The 16,518-nt window shown below is 62.7% G+C and carries 13 protein-coding genes; 7 read left to right on the forward strand and 6 right to left on the reverse strand.

Annotation, left to right across the window (positions count from 1 at the left end; translation table 11 throughout):
- Positions 1 to 69: 69 nt before the first annotated feature.
- The 3 genes from PZH32_RS04015 to PZH32_RS04025 all read right to left on the reverse strand — a co-directional run bounded on the left by PZH32_RS04015 (position 70) and on the right by PZH32_RS04025 (position 4,465).
- Positions 70 to 3,021: a hybrid sensor histidine kinase/response regulator gene (locus tag PZH32_RS04015; RefSeq protein WP_275206358.1), complete on the reverse strand. Its 2,952-nt coding sequence runs from the start codon at positions 3,019 to 3,021 to the stop codon at positions 70 to 72.
- A 246-nt stretch (positions 3,022 to 3,267) separates the two neighbouring features.
- Positions 3,268 to 3,963 (reverse strand): 5'-methylthioadenosine/adenosylhomocysteine nucleosidase, encoded by a 696-nt coding sequence (locus tag PZH32_RS04020; RefSeq protein WP_275206359.1) that lies wholly within the window; start codon positions 3,961 to 3,963, stop codon positions 3,268 to 3,270.
- 7 nt (positions 3,964 to 3,970) lie between these two features.
- Positions 3,971 to 4,465 (reverse strand): S-ribosylhomocysteine lyase, encoded by a 495-nt coding sequence (locus PZH32_RS04025; RefSeq protein ID WP_275206360.1) that lies wholly within the window; start codon positions 4,463 to 4,465, stop codon positions 3,971 to 3,973.
- Between the two features lie 221 nt (positions 4,466 to 4,686).
- Here PZH32_RS04025 and arcC point away from each other — a divergent pair, with 221 nt between their 5' ends.
- From arcC to PZH32_RS04055, 6 genes are all read left to right on the forward strand, one after another.
- A complete protein-coding gene (gene arcC / locus PZH32_RS04030) occupies positions 4,687 to 5,652 on the forward strand; it encodes a carbamate kinase (RefSeq protein WP_275206361.1) in 966 nt (321 codons plus the stop codon).
- A gap of 158 nt (positions 5,653 to 5,810) precedes the next feature.
- Complete coding sequence (locus PZH32_RS04035; RefSeq protein ID WP_275206362.1) at positions 5,811 to 6,611, forward strand: SDR family NAD(P)-dependent oxidoreductase; 801 nt, start codon at positions 5,811 to 5,813, stop codon at positions 6,609 to 6,611.
- A gap of 233 nt (positions 6,612 to 6,844) precedes the next feature.
- The gene (locus PZH32_RS04040) at positions 6,845 to 7,495 is read left to right on the forward strand and encodes a MarR family winged helix-turn-helix transcriptional regulator (protein WP_275206363.1); all 651 of its coding nucleotides are present in this window, start codon (positions 6,845 to 6,847) and stop codon (positions 7,493 to 7,495) included.
- A complete protein-coding gene (locus PZH32_RS04045) occupies positions 7,492 to 9,435 on the forward strand; it encodes an ABC transporter ATP-binding protein (RefSeq protein WP_275206364.1) in 1,944 nt (647 codons plus the stop codon). Before PZH32_RS04040 ends, PZH32_RS04045 begins: the two co-directional genes overlap by 4 nt.
- Positions 9,435 to 11,309, forward strand: a complete 1,875-nt coding sequence (locus PZH32_RS04050; protein WP_275206365.1) for an ABC transporter ATP-binding protein — start codon at positions 9,435 to 9,437, stop codon at positions 11,307 to 11,309. Before PZH32_RS04045 ends, PZH32_RS04050 begins: the two co-directional genes overlap by 1 nt.
- Positions 11,310 to 11,776: 467 nt before the next feature.
- Positions 11,777 to 12,397, forward strand: a complete 621-nt coding sequence (locus PZH32_RS04055) for a type IV toxin-antitoxin system AbiEi family antitoxin domain-containing protein (protein ID WP_275206367.1) — start codon at positions 11,777 to 11,779, stop codon at positions 12,395 to 12,397.
- 259 nt (positions 12,398 to 12,656) lie between these two features.
- On the opposite strand, the gene PZH32_RS04060 is transcribed toward PZH32_RS04055, so the two are convergent.
- On the reverse strand, positions 12,657 to 13,727 hold the full coding sequence (locus tag PZH32_RS04060; RefSeq protein WP_275206368.1) for an asparaginase: 1,071 nt from the start codon (positions 13,725 to 13,727) through the stop codon (positions 12,657 to 12,659).
- Between the two features lie 24 nt (positions 13,728 to 13,751).
- Positions 13,752 to 14,681: a nitroreductase family protein gene (locus PZH32_RS04065; RefSeq protein ID WP_275206370.1), complete on the reverse strand. Its 930-nt coding sequence runs from the start codon at positions 14,679 to 14,681 to the stop codon at positions 13,752 to 13,754.
- A 143-nt stretch (positions 14,682 to 14,824) separates the two neighbouring features.
- Between PZH32_RS04065 and msrB the strand changes: the two genes are divergently transcribed.
- Positions 14,825 to 15,799: a peptide-methionine (R)-S-oxide reductase MsrB gene (gene msrB, locus PZH32_RS04070; protein WP_275206372.1), complete on the forward strand. Its 975-nt coding sequence runs from the start codon at positions 14,825 to 14,827 to the stop codon at positions 15,797 to 15,799.
- Here msrB and PZH32_RS04075 read toward each other — a convergent pair.
- On the reverse strand, positions 15,796 to 16,515 hold the full coding sequence (locus PZH32_RS04075) for an NAD(P)H-hydrate epimerase (protein WP_275206373.1): 720 nt from the start codon (positions 16,513 to 16,515) through the stop codon (positions 15,796 to 15,798). The two genes, msrB and PZH32_RS04075, sit on opposite strands and share 4 nt — an antisense overlap.
- Positions 16,516 to 16,518 lie beyond the last annotated feature (3 nt).

Raw genomic sequence — 16,518 nt, forward strand, 5'->3', positions numbered from 1 at the left:
CAACAAAAACGCCCCCGTCAGCTAGAGGCCGGCGGGGGCGTCGCTATGTAGCGAGTCAATGGCTACGCGCTAGTGCATCCATTTCTGGAGCATGCGCACCAGGGTCTCGATTTCCAAAGGCTTGGACATGTGGTCGTTCATGCCCGAGGCGTGGGCGTGGCGGATATCCTCGGCGAAGGCGTCGGCGGAAAGGGCCACGATGGGAATGTCGCCCAGATCGGGGCGGCCGCCGGCTTCGGCGCGAATGGCCGTGGCGGCTTCGTAGCCGTTCATGACCGGCATCTGGATGTCCATGAGCACAATGTCGTAGTAGCCCGGATCGCGCTCGAGCAGCATGTCCAGGGCCAGCTTGCCGTTCTCGGCGTGCTCCACGGCGGCGCCGGTCATGCCGATCAGCTCTTCGGCAATGGCTGCGGCCATCATGTTGTCCTCAGTAAGCAGGACGCGACGGCCCTCGTAGGTGAGCCCCTCGAGCATGGCCTTCTCGTCGATGATGGTGTGCACCTCGCCGGTGAGCAGCTCCTTCATCACCTGCACCAGGCGGCTGCGGAACAGCGGCTTCGAGATGAAGGCGTCGACGCCCACCTCGCGGGCCTCCTGCTCGATCATGGACCAGTCGTAGGCCGACAGGATGATGATGGGCACGTTCTCGCCGGTGACCTCGCGAATGCGCTTGGCCGCCTCCAGGCCGCTCATCTCGGGCATGCGCCAGTCCAGGATGACGGCGCGGAAGGGGTCCTGGCTCGTGTCGGCGGCGACCACGGCATCGATGCCCGCCTGACCCGACAGCTCATAGGCCGAGCGCATGCCGATGTCGTCCAGCAGGATGCAGGCGCCCTCGCAGGCCACCGCGTCATCATCGACCACCAGCACGCGAATGCCCTCGAGATCCGACAGATCCTCGCGCTCGCCGTCGCGCAGCTTCAGGTGCACCACCACGGTGAAGGTGGTGCCCTCGCCCTCCACGGAGGCCACGTCGATGCTGCCGCTCATCAGCGTGACCACGCTTTTCACGATGGCCATGCCCAGGCCCGTGCCCTCCACCTTGGTGGTGCGGGAGTCGTTGGCGCGGGTGAACGGGTCGAACACCGTCTTCAGGAACTCGGGGCTCATGCCGCAGCCGGTGTCGCTGAACACGAACTCGTAGCAGCCGCTGCCGGGAATGCGGCTTTGCAGCTCGGTGATGCGCAGGCCGATGGTGCCCCCTTCGGGGGTGAACTTGATGGAGTTGCCCATGATGTTCACGAACACCTGCTGCAGGCGCGTGGGATCGCCGATGACGTGCTCGTGCTTGATGTCCACCAGCTGCACGTCCAGGATCTGGCCCTTCGCCGCAATCTGCGGGTTCATGATGGTGATGAGGTTCTCGATGGACTCGGGCAGGTCGAAGGGCTCTTCGGACAGGCCGATGGTGCCCGACTCGATCTTCGCCATGTCCAGCACCTCGTTGATGAGGCCCAGCAGGTGCTTGCTGGCCGAGGTGATGTTGCCCAGGCACTCGCGTACGCGCTCCGGATCGTTCACGTGCATGCCGGCAATGGCGGTGAGGCCCATGATGGAATTCATGGGGGTGCGGATGTCGTGGGACATGGAGTTCAGGAAGTCGCTCTTGGCTTGAGAAGCGTGCTCGGCGGCCTGGAAGGCGTCCTCCAGGGCCTGGCGCGAGGCAATCTCCTGTTCCTTCGCGTCGGTGATGTCCTGTACCGTGACCAGCACGTCCGTGGGCTCGCCGGCGGCGTTGCGGGCCAGGCTCAGGGTGGACACCTGGTGCCAGCGCACCTCGTCGCCACGGTTCACCTTCCAGTCCTGCTGGATGAAGGGGGTGTCCGGGCCCAGAGCGGCCTTCACGGCTTCGGTATCCAGGAGCACCAGCTGGTTGTCCTCGGCATCCGAAGCGCTGACGCTCTTCAGGTAGGCGCACAGCTGATCGTAGGTGCCGCGAGAGGGTAGCAGCTCCTGGTTGTCCTCGTTCTTGAGGTACTCGTAGGTGCCGTGGACCAAGTCCACGGAAACCAGGCTGTTGAACAGGTTGGTGGAGGCGTCGATGATGCGCGTGGCTTCCTGGCGCTCCAGCAGAAGCTCGATGTTCTTGCGGCGCGCCTGAGCCATGAGCACGCCTACCACCACGGCGGCGGCAATGAGCACGCCGGCAATGACAATGGTGCCGGAAATATTGGCCTTGGAGATCATGCCGTTGGTGATAGAGGCGGGGAAGGAGCGCACCAGCACCCAGTCGTAGGAGGGCAGCTTCATCATATAAGTGTTGCCTACGCCCTCGGGGGTGCGGTAGGTGAAGCTGGCCGTGTTGCCGCTGGCAATGTCGCTGTCCAGATCGCTCAAGGTGATGCCGTCCAGCTCGTGGGAGGAGAATACCTCGTCGATGTTGGTGGGCTCGTCCTCTGTGGCGGGCGCTTGGGAGATGATGGTGCCGTCAGGCAGGCACAGGTAGGTAGGAGTGGAGTCGCCGTAGAACTGCGTCGTCATCAGATCAGTGAGCGTGTCCTCGCGATACACCGACACCATAACGCCGGCCACCTGGTCCTCGTAGTGCACCGGGGCGAAGAAGGCGACCACGTTCTGGCCGTCGAAGATGGCGTTGTCGATGAAGCACATGCCGCTTTCCCCGGCAATGCCCGCGGTGTAGTAGTAGCGGTCGAAGGCCTCGGCAGTGCGGCCGTCGCGGTTGTAGGCAATGCCGTCGGGGGTGATGAAGAAGGTGTGGTCGAACTGCGAAAGATCGAGTACGTTCACCGCCTCTTGGGGGTCGACGGTGCCGTTGGTCAGCGTGTTCTCGTAGATGCTGGCTGCCGTCTGCACCGTGCGCAGCGAGGTGGTGAAGACGTCGTCCACGCGACGAGCCGTCTGGCCGCTGGAGCTTTCCAGGTATTGGCTGTTCTGGGCCACAATGCGATCGGTGTTCGCGTTCGTGAACAGGAACAGCGAGCCAATCAGTACGGCGACGGCTACCAGAGCGGCGATGATAAGGTTGCGCGTTTGGCGCCGAGTTTCGGCACTGCTCATTGGTCAGTCCCCCTATCCGGATAACGGTCGTTTGCTACGGCCCTGAAGGAGAAAACCTGCAGGTCGAACGGTATTGCTGCCATTATATAGTGCGCAGCGCAAAAATTGTTTGGAATTCGTAATCTACCGCCGTCAAAGCGAGAAAAGAAAGCCCCGCGTCCTTGCGGCAAAGACGCGGGGCGAGCCGTTGCTCATGGGCGTGTAAACGCGGGGCGCAGCGAAGGAGGTAGATCGAAGGGGAGAAGGCTAGGAAGTGGCGCCCACCATGCGCCGCGTCAGGGCAGCGCAATCGCGGGCCGCTTGGGCCTCGAAGATGGGGTAGTCCACCGCCACCGAGCCGTCGGCTTTGTCCGAGATGGCACGCACAATGGCGAAGGGGAGGCGGTTTACCGCGCACACCTGGGCGATGGCGGCGCCTTCCATCTCGCAGCAGCGGGCGCTGAAGGTACGGGCGATGAAGACCTTGTCTTCCTCGTCGCGCACGAACTTGTCGGCCGAGGCAATGGGTCCGCGGTGGGCGCGCACGCCTTCAGCCTGGGCCGCGGCTACGGCAGCGTCAGCTAGCGCGGGGTCGGCGGTGAAGGCCGTTTGCTCCATGCCCGGGGTCTGGCCCGGGGCATAGCCCAGGTTCTGCACGTCCATGGCCCAGTTCACCACGTCGGTGGCCACCACCACATCGCCAATGTCGATGGAGGCGTCCAAGGAGCCCGCCACGCCGGTGTTGATAACGCAATCCACGGCGAAGTGGTCGATGAGCGCCTGGGTGCAGGCGGCAGCGTTGACCATGCCCACTCCGCACTGGACCACCACGCAGGGCACGCCGTCCAGCTGCCCGCGTGTGAACAAGCGCCCTGCTACCGTGGTGTCCGTAGGATCGACAAGGGCGGCACGCAAGAGCTCCACCTCGACGTCCATGGCGCCGATGATGCCGTATACCGTCATGGCGCGCCTAGCTCAACAGGGCGGGGTAGGTGGTGTGGGCCTCGTCGAGTTGACTGAGGGTGTCGGCCACGTAGCGACGGGCCCACCACTGGGCCTGGGCCAGGTCGGAGTCGTGGTAATTGCCGCACTCCTCGGGCTTGGCCCCGGGAATCTCGCCCTCGAAGTCGCGGGCGAACTCGAACAGGCGCGTGACCAACGGAGCCACGTCTTCGGGCGTGTGCTCGCCGAAGACCACCAGATAGAAGCCCGTGCGGCAGCCCATGGGGCCGAAGTAGATGACGTCGTCGGCCCATTCGGCGTCGTTGCGCAGGAAGGTGGCCCCCAAATGCTCCAGGGCGTGCACGGCGGCGGTGTCCATCACCGGTTCGCGATTCGGCGCGGTCATGCGCAAATCGAAAGTGGTGGTCACGCAGCCGGTGGTGCGGTCTGCGTCGCTACGCGATACGTACACGCCGGGCTCCAGAACATTGTGGTCCACGCAAAAGCTGGCAATACGCTCCATGGGCGCCTCCTTGGGCTCGATCATTTGACGGCCCCCAGTATACAACGGAACCGAAAAGCCAGCGCCCTCGCCCCCAGAAGAAGGATGCGGGGACGAGGGCGCGGGGCGCTTCTGGGGGTCAGTCCTGTTTTGGTAACCATCCAGGAGCGATCGCGCCGTGTGCCGCTGCCGCTGTCGGGTTTTGCTCTATGGTCGAAGCAGTCAACGAACAGGAGGCACCTATGCTTCAGAAGGAACTGGACGGCAAGCGCGTGGTAGTGGCTTTGGGCGGCAATGCCCTGGGCGACACGCCCGAGCAGCAGCTGAAGCTGCTCGATGGCACCGCGAAGAACTTGGCCCACATGGTAAAAGAGGGCATCAACGTGGTGGTCACCCACGGCAACGGCCCTCAGGTGGGCATTATCGACGAGGCCTTCGTGCTGGCCAGCAAGGACAAGAACAGCCAGGTGCCCTTCATGCCCCTGGCCGATTGCAACGCCATGAGCCAGGGCTATATCGGCGCGCAGCTTACCTGTGCGCTCATGAACGAGTTTCGGGCCCAGGACATCATGCGCTCGGTGGCCGATGTACCCACCCATGTGGTGGTGGACGCCGACGATCCGGCGTTCAAGCATTACCAGAAGCCCATCGGGGCCTTCATGACCGAAGCGGAGGCCAAGGCCTTCGCCAAGGCCACGGGCTGCCAGGTGGGGGAGGATGCGGGACGCGGCTGGCGCCGCATGGTGCCGAGCCCCGTGCCCCAGGACATCGTGGAGCTGGAGACTATCCGAGACCTCATGGAGGACGGCTGCGTGACCGTGGCCGCTGGCGGAGGCGGGGTGCCCGTGATCATGAAGGACGGGGTCTATCATGCGGTGGATGCTGTCATCGACAAAGACCTGGTCAGCGCCATTTTGGCCTGGCGCGTCCACGCCGATATGCTCATCATTCTCACGGCAGTTGAGAAGGTATACCTCAACTTCAACAAGCCCGACCAGCGCCCCATCGACGTCATGACCACCGAGGAAGCGCGCCAGTACTGCGACGAGGGGCAGTTCGCGCCCGGTAGCATGCTGCCGAAGGTGCAGGCCTGCATCAAGTTCGTCGAGGCCCATCCGGGCGGCCAGGCCCTCATTACCTCCTTGGGCCATGCGGCCGAGGGGCTGCGCGGCGAGACGGGCACGCTCATCACGGCGGTATCAAACTAAGCAGCGCCGAGCGCGTTTCCGGTGCGGGGCAATCGGCCCTTGAGGTGGCATATGGCCCCCTTGATCGGACGCGTCTCGGACGGGCGTGTTAGCTCGGGTAAAGTTATATCGTTTACGCTCGAGAAGGACTCGAGGGAACAGCGAGAAAGGACGGTCCCATGGATCGCTTGAAGGACAAGGTTGCCATCGTCACAGGTTCCACCAGCGGCATTGGTATCGGTATTGCGAAAATGTACGCGGCCGAGGGCGCAAAGGTGGTCATCTGCGGCCGCCGTGAGGAGAAGGGCCAGGCGGTTGTCGACGCCATCAAGGAAGCGGGCGGCGAGGCTCTGTTCCACTTTCTCGACATTACGAAGCCCGAGACCGTGGACGCCCTTATTGCCGACACCGTGGCAACCTGGGGCAAGGTGGACATCATGGTGAACAACGCCGCCGGCATGGCCCTGAAGGACGGTCGTGTCGACGAGATTTCCCTGGAGGACTGGGATGCCGTGTTCGCCAGCGACATTCGCAGCACCTTCTACTGCATCAAGACCGTTCTGCCTTACATGCAGCAGAACGGGGGCGGCTCCATTGTGAACATCGGCTCCATGGCCTCCTGTGGGGGCGACCTGGGCACGACGGCCTACGCTTGCGCCAAGGCCGGCGTCGACATGCTCACGAAGTACACCGCGCTGCAGTACGGCAAGGAGAACATCCGCTGCAACTGCGTGCGCCCGGGCCTTATTGTGACGCCCGAGAACGAGGCGCGCGTGCCCGATGCACTGAAAGAGATCTTCCTGGCGAACATCGAGGTCACCCGCTACGGCTGTCCCGACGATATTGCAGCCATGTGCGTGTACCTGGGGTCCGACGAGAGTGCGTACTTCACCGGCCAGGTGGTCACCGTCGACGGTGGCATGAACTCCCACGTGCCCACCGTGGCGCAGTTCCGCGCCATGGCGTCGCGCACCTGGTAAACGGCCGATAGCGTTGCAAAAAGCGCTTAGCTGAAGGGCGGCTCCCCGCATAGTGGCGGGGAGCCGTTTTGCTTTGCGGCCAGGCTGCGGGATTCCTCCGAGGGGTCGCTGCTAGACCTCATGTATCGCGACGGTGACGATTCTTGCCCGATTGCGAACAGGGGTTGCGAGAATAGTTTCTATACGATACTATTCGCTCGAACAAGTTAGTTTCCAGTAGAAACGAGTTTCCTATGAGCGAGAGTATCGAAGAGGCTTCGCGGGCAACGGGCCAGGGCGCCGAAGCCGTCGACTACGAGGGGCTGGCCCGGCAGGTGGTGCGCCTCATGGCGGGGCTGCGCCGACCTCATCCCGGTCCGCCTCCGGGAGGGCCGGGCCCCCGTTGCTGCGGGAAGGGGAGACGTCCCGAGCCCGACGCGGTAGCGGCTTGTAAAGAAGGCGCGCATCCCGACCCGCGGCCGCCGTTTCCCAGCGATCTGCGCGATGCGAGCCGGGGCACGCCTATTGTGCTGGCGCTTTTGGGCCACGAAGGTGGAGCGGCCACCCCGGGGCGGCTCTGCGAGCTCTCGGGGCTGAGCAAGGGCCGTGTCTCGAATATCGTTCGCTCGCTGGAGGCAAAGGGCTATGTGGAAAAGGCACCGGCCCCGCAAGATGCCCGCAGCGTGGTGGTCACCCTGACGGACAAGGGTCGCGCTTTCACCGATGCCCATGAACAGGCCATGGTCAGCCATACGGCCGCCATTCTTCGCCAATTGGGTCCGCAGGATGCCCGGGACGCCGTTCGCATTTTGGGTCATCTTGCCGACATCATGGAGGAAGGCGCGCCCTTTCCTCCGAACGTGAACGCGGAAGCCCCGGGTGCTGGCAGCAAGGAGGCGCGATGAAACTCTTTCGATTCTTCAAGGGGCACGTTGGCGCTTTCCTTCTGTGCGCTGCCTTGCTGGTCGTCCAGGCCAATCTCGAGCTGTCGCTGCCGAACCTTATGAGCGACATAGTGGACGTGGGACTTATGCAGGGCGGCATCGAGGTGACGGCCGATGAGGTAGCCCCCTACGGCGACACCAGCGACGCTCTGGCCGTGCAGCAGGCCGTCGATGCCAAACGCGCCCAGATGGAGGCTGCGGGCGATAATCTGGCCGACGTTCAGAACGGCTACTTGCTGCGCACGGCCGCCCTTATGTTCGCCCTGTGCCTGGGTACGCTCGTTACCACCATCGCCTCGGGCTTTGTGGCGGCGCGCACGGCGGCCTCCATTGCCCGCGACACGCGCAAGAAGCTCTTCCGGCGGGTCATGAGCTTCTCGCCGGCCGAAGTGGGCAAATTCAGCCAGGCCTCGCTTATCACGCGCACGACCAACGATCTGCAGCAGATACAGATGGTCACCGTCATGATGATGCGCATGATCATGATGGCTCCCATCATGGGCGTGGTGGCCTTTCTGCAAGTAACGGCCACGCGCAGCGGCATGGAGTGGATCATCGGCGTGGCCATTATTGCCATCCTTGCCGCTCTTGGAGTGCTCTTCGGCTTGACCATGCCGAAGTTCAAGATTGTGCAGTCGTTGGTGGATCGCTTGAATCTGGTCTCCCGCGACATGCTGGACGGACTCATGCCCATTCGCGCCTTCGGCCGCGAGGCCTTCGAGGTCGATCGCTTCAACGACGCCTCGGCTGACCTCATGCGCACCCAGCTGTTCGTGAACCGCGCTATGGCCTTCATGATGCCTATCATCATGCTGGTGATGAACCTCATCACGCTGCTTATCGTGTGGGTGGGCACCCAGGGGGTGGCTGTGGGCACCATGCAGGTGGGCACCATGATGGCCTTCATCACCTACGCCATGCAGATTGTCATGAGCTTCATGATCCTCGGCATGGTGGCCGTTATGCTGCCCCGCGCCCAGGTGTCGGCGGAGCGCGTGTGGGAGGTGCTGGACTGTCCACCCTCCATTGAAAGCCCTGCCGAGCCGGCGACGCCCGCTTCGGACGCGCCTCGCGGCCAGGTGGAGTTCCGCAACGTGTCGTTCTCCTATCCCGATGCGAAACGGCCGGTCATCAGCGACATCAGCTTCACCACCGCCGCTGGCAAAACCCTGGGACTCATTGGGTCCACAGGTTCGGGCAAGTCCACCGTGGTGAAGCTTATCCCGCGACTCTACGATGCCACAGAAGGCTCGGTGCTCATCGACGGCGTAGATGTGCGCGCCATGGAGGTGTCCGACGTGCGAAGCCGCATCGGTTTCGTGCCCCAGCAGGGTTTTCTGTTCTCGGGCACCATCGAGTCGAACATCAAGTTTGCCGACGAGGCCATGGACGACGCGCGCATGGTCCATGCCGCCGAGGTGGCTCAGGCGACCGAGTTCATCGACGAGGAGCCGGAGGGTTACGCCACGCCCATCGCCCAGAAAGGCGCCAACGTGTCCGGTGGCCAGCGCCAGCGACTCTCCATTGCCCGCGCGTTGGCGGCTGAGCCGGAAATCCTCGTGTTCGACGATGCTTTCTCGGCTTTGGACTATGCCACCGATGCCAAGCTGCGCCGCGCTTTGCGCGATGGGTCCGGTGATGCGGCTGTCGTGGTAGTGGCCCAGCGCGTGGCTACCATTATGGAGGCGGACGAGATCCTGGTGCTCGAGGCCGGCCGCATTGTGGGGCGCGGCACCCACCATGACCTTCTGTGCACCTGCGACGCCTATCGCGAGATTGCGCTGTCGCAGCTTTCCGCCGAGGAGTTGGGTATCGAGGGCACGCCCCTGGTGGCCGAAACGCAACGGGAGATGGCGACCATTGCCGAAGAAGATGCGGCATCGAAGGGAGGTGAGGCGTAATGGCGCGCACGGAAACAACCAACGCACCGCGCCCTGCCATGGGTCATCCGGGCGGTATGCCCGGCGGCCCTATGGGCCGCGGCCCCATGCGCGGGCCTGCCCCCAAGGTGAAGGACTTCAAGGGAACCTTGCGCCAGCTGCTTGGATTCTTGCGTCCGCACCTGCCGGCGCTTATCGGCGCCGTGCTGTGCGCCATTGCCGCTATTGCCTTCAACGTGGTGGGGCCGGCGGTGCTCGGTCAGGTGATCGCCATGGTCTCCGACGGACTCCTGGCGCAAGTGAACGGCACGGGCGCCATCGATTTCGGCGCTATCGGGCGGGTGCTCCTGGTGCTTTTGGGGCTGTACCTGGCCTCCTCGGCTGCCCAGTTGGCCCAGGGCTTCCTCATGACCGGCGTCACGCAGAAGCTCTGCTTCGAGCTGCGCGGGCGCATCGCTGCCAAAATTGCCAAGGTGCCCTTGTCGTACTTCGATAACCACGCCAAGGGCGACGTGCTCTCGCGTATTACCAACGACGTGGACACGCTTTCCCAAACGCTCAACCAAAGCGCCACGCAGCTCGTCACCTCGGCTACCCAGGTGGTCGGCGTCACCATTATGATGTTCGTTCTCTCGTGGCCGTTGGCGCTGGTCACCCTGCTTACGGTTCCAGTGTCACTCATTGTGGTCATGATTGTCGTACTCCTTTCCCAGAAGTGGTTCGTGAAGCAGCAGAGCCAGCTGGGCGTGGTGAACGGCATTGTCGAGGAAGACTTCTCGGGCCAGAACGTCATTCAGGTGTTCGACCAGGTGGACGACGCTGTTGAGCGTTTTGAGAAGGAGAACGACGAGCTTTACGAAAGTGCCTGGAAGAGCCAGTTCCTCTCAGGCCTCATGCCGCCGCTCATGCGCCTGGTGTCCAACATGGGCTATGTGGGCGTGGTCATGGTGGGCTCGCTTCTCACCGTGGCCGGCATTGCCACCATCGGCACCATTTCGGCGTTCATGCAGTATGTGCAGAACTTCACCCAGCCCATTACCCAGCTGGCCAACGTGTCCACCACGCTGCAGTCCATGGCCGCCGCCGCCGAGCGCGTCTTCGAGTTTCTGGCCGCGCCCGAGGAGAGCGAGCCTGCCGCACCAGAATTGCCCGCGGCTCGCACGGGGCGCGTGAGCTTCAGCCACGTGCGCTTCGGCTACGATGCCGATCTGCCCGTTATCAAGGACTTCTGCTGCGATGTCGAGCCTGGTTCCACCGTGGCCATCGTCGGTCCCACGGGTGCCGGCAAGACCACGCTCATGAAGCTTTTGCTGCGCTTCTACGACGTCCAGGCCGGCTCCATTTGCGTGGAGGGCATCGACGTGCGTAATTGGGAGCGTCGCGAGCTGCGCGAGGACTTCGCCATGGTGCTTCAGGACTCGTGGCTCTTCGAGGGCACCATCCGCGAGAACATCCGCTATGGGCGTCTCGATGCCACCGACGAGGAAGTGGAGCGCGCGGCCCGGGTGGCGCGTTGCGACGAGTTCATTGCCACGCTGCCCGGCGGCTACGACTTCCGCATCAACGAGGAGGCGTCGAATATCAGCCAGGGTCAGCGCCAGCTCATCACCATTGCCCGAGCTGTGCTGGCCGATCGTCCCGCGCTCATCTTGGACGAGGCCACCTCGAACGTGGACACCCGCACCGAAGTGCTCATCCAGGATGCCATGGATGACTTGATGGCCGACCGCACCAGCTTCGTCATCGCCCATCGCCTGTCCACTATCAAGCGCGCCAGTGTCATTCTGGTACTCCGCGACGGCGACATTGTGGAGAAGGGCACCCACGAGGAGCTACTGGCCCAGAACGGCTTCTACGCCGAGCTCTACAACTCCCAGTTCGAAGGCTGCGAATAGCAAAAGGCATGATTCGATAGGCGAAGAAGCGGCCCCGCCTTCAGGCGGGGCCGCTTCGCTATGCCGGCAAATCTTCCCCGACGCAGCCGATGGCGCGGTGTGGTTCGGCGCGCTGATGCGTTCGCAAGGTAAGCGTTTCTGCTTGAGGGATTGCTCGGCGAAGTTCGCTCCACGTCCCTCTGGCTAACCCCAAGCGAACATGTTAGACTGCCCTGCAACGCTCATCGTTTCAGCGTGTTTCGTACGGTATAGCGTCTCTGCCGAGCGTCTTCTATCCGCATCTATCAGGAAGGAGACTTGAGCATGTTCGCCGTAGCTAGCACATCATTCCAATTCGTAAAACTATATCCGCGGGCTGCCCACCGAAGGCCATCATGACGGTTGCCTGATTTGGGAAGTAGGTGCCAAGTCCCTTCATCATTGTCAATATATTCACATGGTGTTAACATATTGACATGATGGAATGCGTGTTCGACATAGACAGGCTTCGTGAGATAGCGATGAGCCAGTACGGTTATGTGTCGGTGGCTCAAGCGCTGGATGTCTCAGTGAGCAGGGCCTCGCTTTCGACTATGGTTAAGCGGGGACGGCTGGAAAGGCCCGTTAGGGGCGTGTACCGTGTGCCGTATTACGAGCCGACGGTCTTCGATCGGTTCATGCTTGCGCTTTTGTGGACTGGGTGCGAAGAAGCCGCTCTGAGCCATGAGACTGCCTTGGAAACGTATCGAGTATGCGATGTCAATCCAAGCAAGATCAGTGTGACGGTGGCTCAAAGACGACGAATCAGAAAGTCGGACGGCGATAACATCGCGCTCTACTATGAAGATCTGGCTAGTCGTGACTTAGATTGGTGGGAGGGCATGCCTTGCGTGAGGCTTGCAGTCGCCATTGAGCAGTGTCTGCGAACGGGAACTGCGTCTTATCTCCTAGATCAGGCCATTGAAAACGGAAGAAAGCAAGGGCTTATCAGCCGCTTCGATGCGGAGCGGCTGAGTGATCTCGTGGAGGCAAGGAATGATGAAGGAGAAACCGCAGGATATTCGCTGCCAAATGTCCCAAATGAAAAATCGAGGCAAGGAACCGCATAGTGTTGGTGTGTTAGATTCATGGATAGACCATGCCGAGTCGGAGTTTGGCGTCGATCGAAGTGGCCGCGTGCGTTGGCTTGTTGCAACGACGGTCGTCACTGCCATGTTGCAAACGGTTGTGGACGAGGGCAATGCCATTCGCTTTTCTCTAAAGGGTGGCTCTCTTTTGCAGCATGTACTTGGTCCAGAGATTGCAAAAAGGTCACGAATCGTGACCTTTTTTGCAATTACCGCAATGCGTATCGGTGGAGGTGAGAGTTTACGGGCGGGTCAGCTCCCCGGCGAGGGCAACCTGCATCTGCTGGGCCACGTCGGCAGCGGCAAGGCCCTGGCCGAAGAGGTGCATCATCTTGGTGAGGGCCGCTTCGCATGTCATGTCGTAGCCCGACACCACGCCGGCCTGGGCCAGAGCGTCGCCGGTGGCGTAGCGCTTCTCTTCCACGCCGCCCGCGGGGCACTGGGTGACGTTCACGATGAGTTTGCCCGCCTTCACGGCATCGGCCAGGGCACGGGTGAACCAGCTTTCCGTTGGGGCATTGCCGGCACCGAAGGTGCGCAGCACGAAGCCCTTGGCCTGCTCGTTTTCCAGCTGCGCGCGCAGGACGTTCTCGGTGATGCCGGGATAGAGCCAGATGACGCCTACGGCATCGTCCATGGCGGCCTCCAGCTTGAAGGCGGCGCTGGGCTCGGGGTGCAGCAGGAACTTGTCGTGGTAGGTGATGTGCAGATCCATGTCGGCCAGGGACGGGAAGTTGAACGAGCGGAAGGCGCCGAAGTTCGTGGAGCTAACCTTGGTGGAGCGGTTGCCGCGCCACAGATGCCGCCCAAAGGAAATGGCCACTTCCTGAACGCGGGGAGCGCCGGACGCGTCGCGGGCGGCGGCAATCTGCAGGGCAGTGATCAGGTTCTCGGTGCCGTCTTCGCGAATCTCACCGATGGGCAGTTGACTGCCCGTGATGATGACCGGCTTCGCCAGATTCTTCAGCATGAAGGACAGGGCGCTGGCAGTGTAGGCCATGGTATCGGTGCCATGCAGCACCACGAAGGCGTCATAGGTGTCGTAGGCATCGGCAATCATGGTGGCCAGGGCCTTCCAGTGCGCCGGGTTCATGTTGGACGAATCGATGGGCGGGTTGAACTGCTCGTGGCTGATGTGGTAGCCAAGGCGGCCGATCTTCGGCACGTTCTCCATAAGGTGGCTAAGATCGAAGGGCACGAGCGCGCCGGTGTGGGCGTCCTCGATCATGCCGATGGTGCCGCCCGTATAGATGAGCAGGATGTTCGGGGCGGCGGAGGAGGCAGAGTCAGGGGCGGATGTGGGGGCAGTCATAAGAAAACCTTTCTGGGGAGGGGGTTAGAACGAGGGGTCGTCGAAGCATTCGTAGTGGATTTTGTCACGGAGCCGCTCGGCAGGGGTACGCGGGGTCAGCGGCTGCTCGGGCATGCCGAGCGAGAGGATGGCCTCGACGTCCAAATTGGCGGGAAGGCCCAGGGCCTCGGCCACGAAATCGCGGGAGGGGCGGCCGTCGAGGGCCTTGCGGCCGCGTACCTGGATCCAGCAGCTGGCCACGCCGCTGGCGGCCGCTTCCAGGTGCATGTTGGCCATGAGGATGGCGCAGTCTTCCATCCAGGTGTCGGACAGGGCTGGATTGGCCGCCACGACGATAGCCGCATCGGCGCCTTCCAGCATGTCGGAGCCGTGCTCGCGGCAGTTGGCCAAGAGGTTCAGGCGCGTGCGATCGCGCACGACGGTAATCTCCCAGGGGTAGCGGCTGCGTCCCGAGGGGGCCAGCAAGGCGGCCTCCACTATACGGTCCATCAGCGCATCGGGAATAGGCTCGCCGGAATAGCGGCGCACGCTGCGGCGCCGGCGCATGGCGTCCAGCACATCGACGCCGGGTTGGGCGGCGAACTCGGGCTTCTCGGGCAAGATCTCAATCCAGCAACCGTCGGGGTCTTCGATGAAATAGAGCCCCATGGCGGCATTCTCGTGGCAGATGCAGCCCATGGCCTGGTGCAGGGCGTGGGCGGCGTCGTAGTCCGACACCGTGTAGGCCAGGTGCGAATCGCGGCCGCCGTTGTCATAGGGCTCGGTGCGTCCGCGATTCCAGGTAAGTTCCAACTGGAACCCCGAATCCTCGTTGCCGATAAAGGTGTTTGACCACGAGCCGTCTTCAGGTCCCATTTGGCGAATGACGGTCATGCCCAGCGCGCGCTCGTAGAAATCGAGGGACCTCTGCAAATCGAGCACGTGCAGGCAGCGGTGAATAGCTTTTCCATCCATGGGCGTCTCCTTCTGAGATTGTGCGTTTGCGTCAAGCGTAGCAGATCGGCGCGGAAGTGGTTTGAAAGTCGCAGAACGGTGGCAGTTCCGAAAGAAAGAGGACGTTCTTGCTAGGATGACGCACAACAAGGAAGGAGCCTGTCATGGAGAAGCAAGATATTTACCTGGCTGGTGGGTGCTTTTGGGGCACGGAGGCTTATCTGAAGCGGCTGCCAGGAGTTTTGGCCACCGAAGTCGGCTATGCGAACAGCACAGTGGCCGACCCTACCTATGAGGAGGTTTGCTCCGGCGAGACCGGCGCGGCGGAAGCGGTGCGGGTGACCTATGATGCCGATGCGCTGCCTCTGCCGCTTTTTCTGGAGGCCTATCTGCGCACTATCGATCCTTTTTCGCTTAATCGCCAGGGCAATGACTGCGGCACGCAGTACCGCACGGGCATCTATTGGGTCGATCCCGCCGACGAAGCGGCGGTGGTTTCGGCGTTGGTGTCGCTGGCGCGGGTGGAGGGAAAAATGCCTCGCGTGGAATACGGCCCCCTGCAGAACTTCTCTCCCGCGGAGGCCTACCATCAGGACTATCTGGGACGCAACCCCTTCGGTTACTGCCATGTGAATCTGGCCGATGCCCGGGCTTTCGTGGCGGAGCACGCCGCAGACTTTGCTATCGCGCGGGAGGGCTATGCCGCGCCGGCCAGGGAGCAGCTTGCCGAGCTTCTGGATCCGCAGGTGTTCGAGGTGACGCAGAACGCCGCTACTGATCGGCCCCACAGCCATCCCTATGATCAGCTGTTCGAGAAGGGCATTTATGTGGACGCGGTGTCCGGTGAGCCGCTGTTCCGCTCGGATGACAAGTTCGATGCGGGCTGCGGTTGGCCGTCGTTTACCCGTCCGCTTGCCTCGTCGAGCATCATCGAGACCGTGGATGGGTCCATCCCCGGGATGCCGCGGGTGGAGGTGCGCAGTGCTGTGGCCGACAGTCATTTGGGCCACGTGTTTCCCGACGGGCCAAGCGATGCCGGTGGCCAGCGCTACTGCATCAACGGCTCGGCCTTGCGCTTCGTTCCGGCCGACAAGCTGGACGAAGAAGGCTACGGCTATGTGCGGGAGTACCTGGATTAGGCCTCGCGCACCCCAAGGGGCGCTAGGAGAAGCTGTCCGGTTTTGGCGGCGGCTTCTGGAGCGAGAAGGCCGGGCTTCATGGCGAGCATGGTGATAGTGGCATCAGCCATGATGCATTGATCGGCCGCGGTACCCGTTTGGGCGTTCAAGCCGCTGGGGCAATCGACGGCCAGAATGCGCACGCCTTCGCTGGCACGCGCAGCATTGGCCGCCTGAATCCACATGTCGTAGGGAGCGCGCACTTGGCTATGGGCGAAGCCGGTGCCCAGGATGGCGTCAATGATCAAGTCTGCTTGAGCGATGGCGGCGGTAAGGGCCGTCTGGTCGGGGTCTTCCAAGATGGTAAAAGCCGTTCGCTTCGGTTCTTCGAGTGCGCGAAGAGCCGCCGAGCGCGCCGGCTCGGCTGTGAGGTTCGGCGCGGCTTGCTTGGTTACCAGGGTCACGGCATAGCCGCGATCTGCCAGGTTCTGGGCGGCCACCCAGCCATCGCCGCCGTTGTTGCCCGATCCGGCAAGGACAACCACGGCGCCGCCTGAAGGCTGTAGCTGAGTCGCCGCTTCGGCCACTGCGTGTCCCGCCCGGGTCATCAGCTCCAAAAGCGGGGTACCTGCTTTCGCGATGCGCTGCTCCAGGGCAACTACTGCGGCCACATCCAACACTGAGGCAGTGGGGACTGCTTCGTCCCAGGGGATGAGGATGGCGTCGGGCTGGGTCATGGC

Origin of the sequence: Adlercreutzia equolifaciens, assembly GCF_029076695.1 — a bacterium.
Lineage (GTDB): Bacteria > Actinomycetota > Coriobacteriia > Coriobacteriales > Eggerthellaceae > Adlercreutzia > Adlercreutzia equolifaciens_A.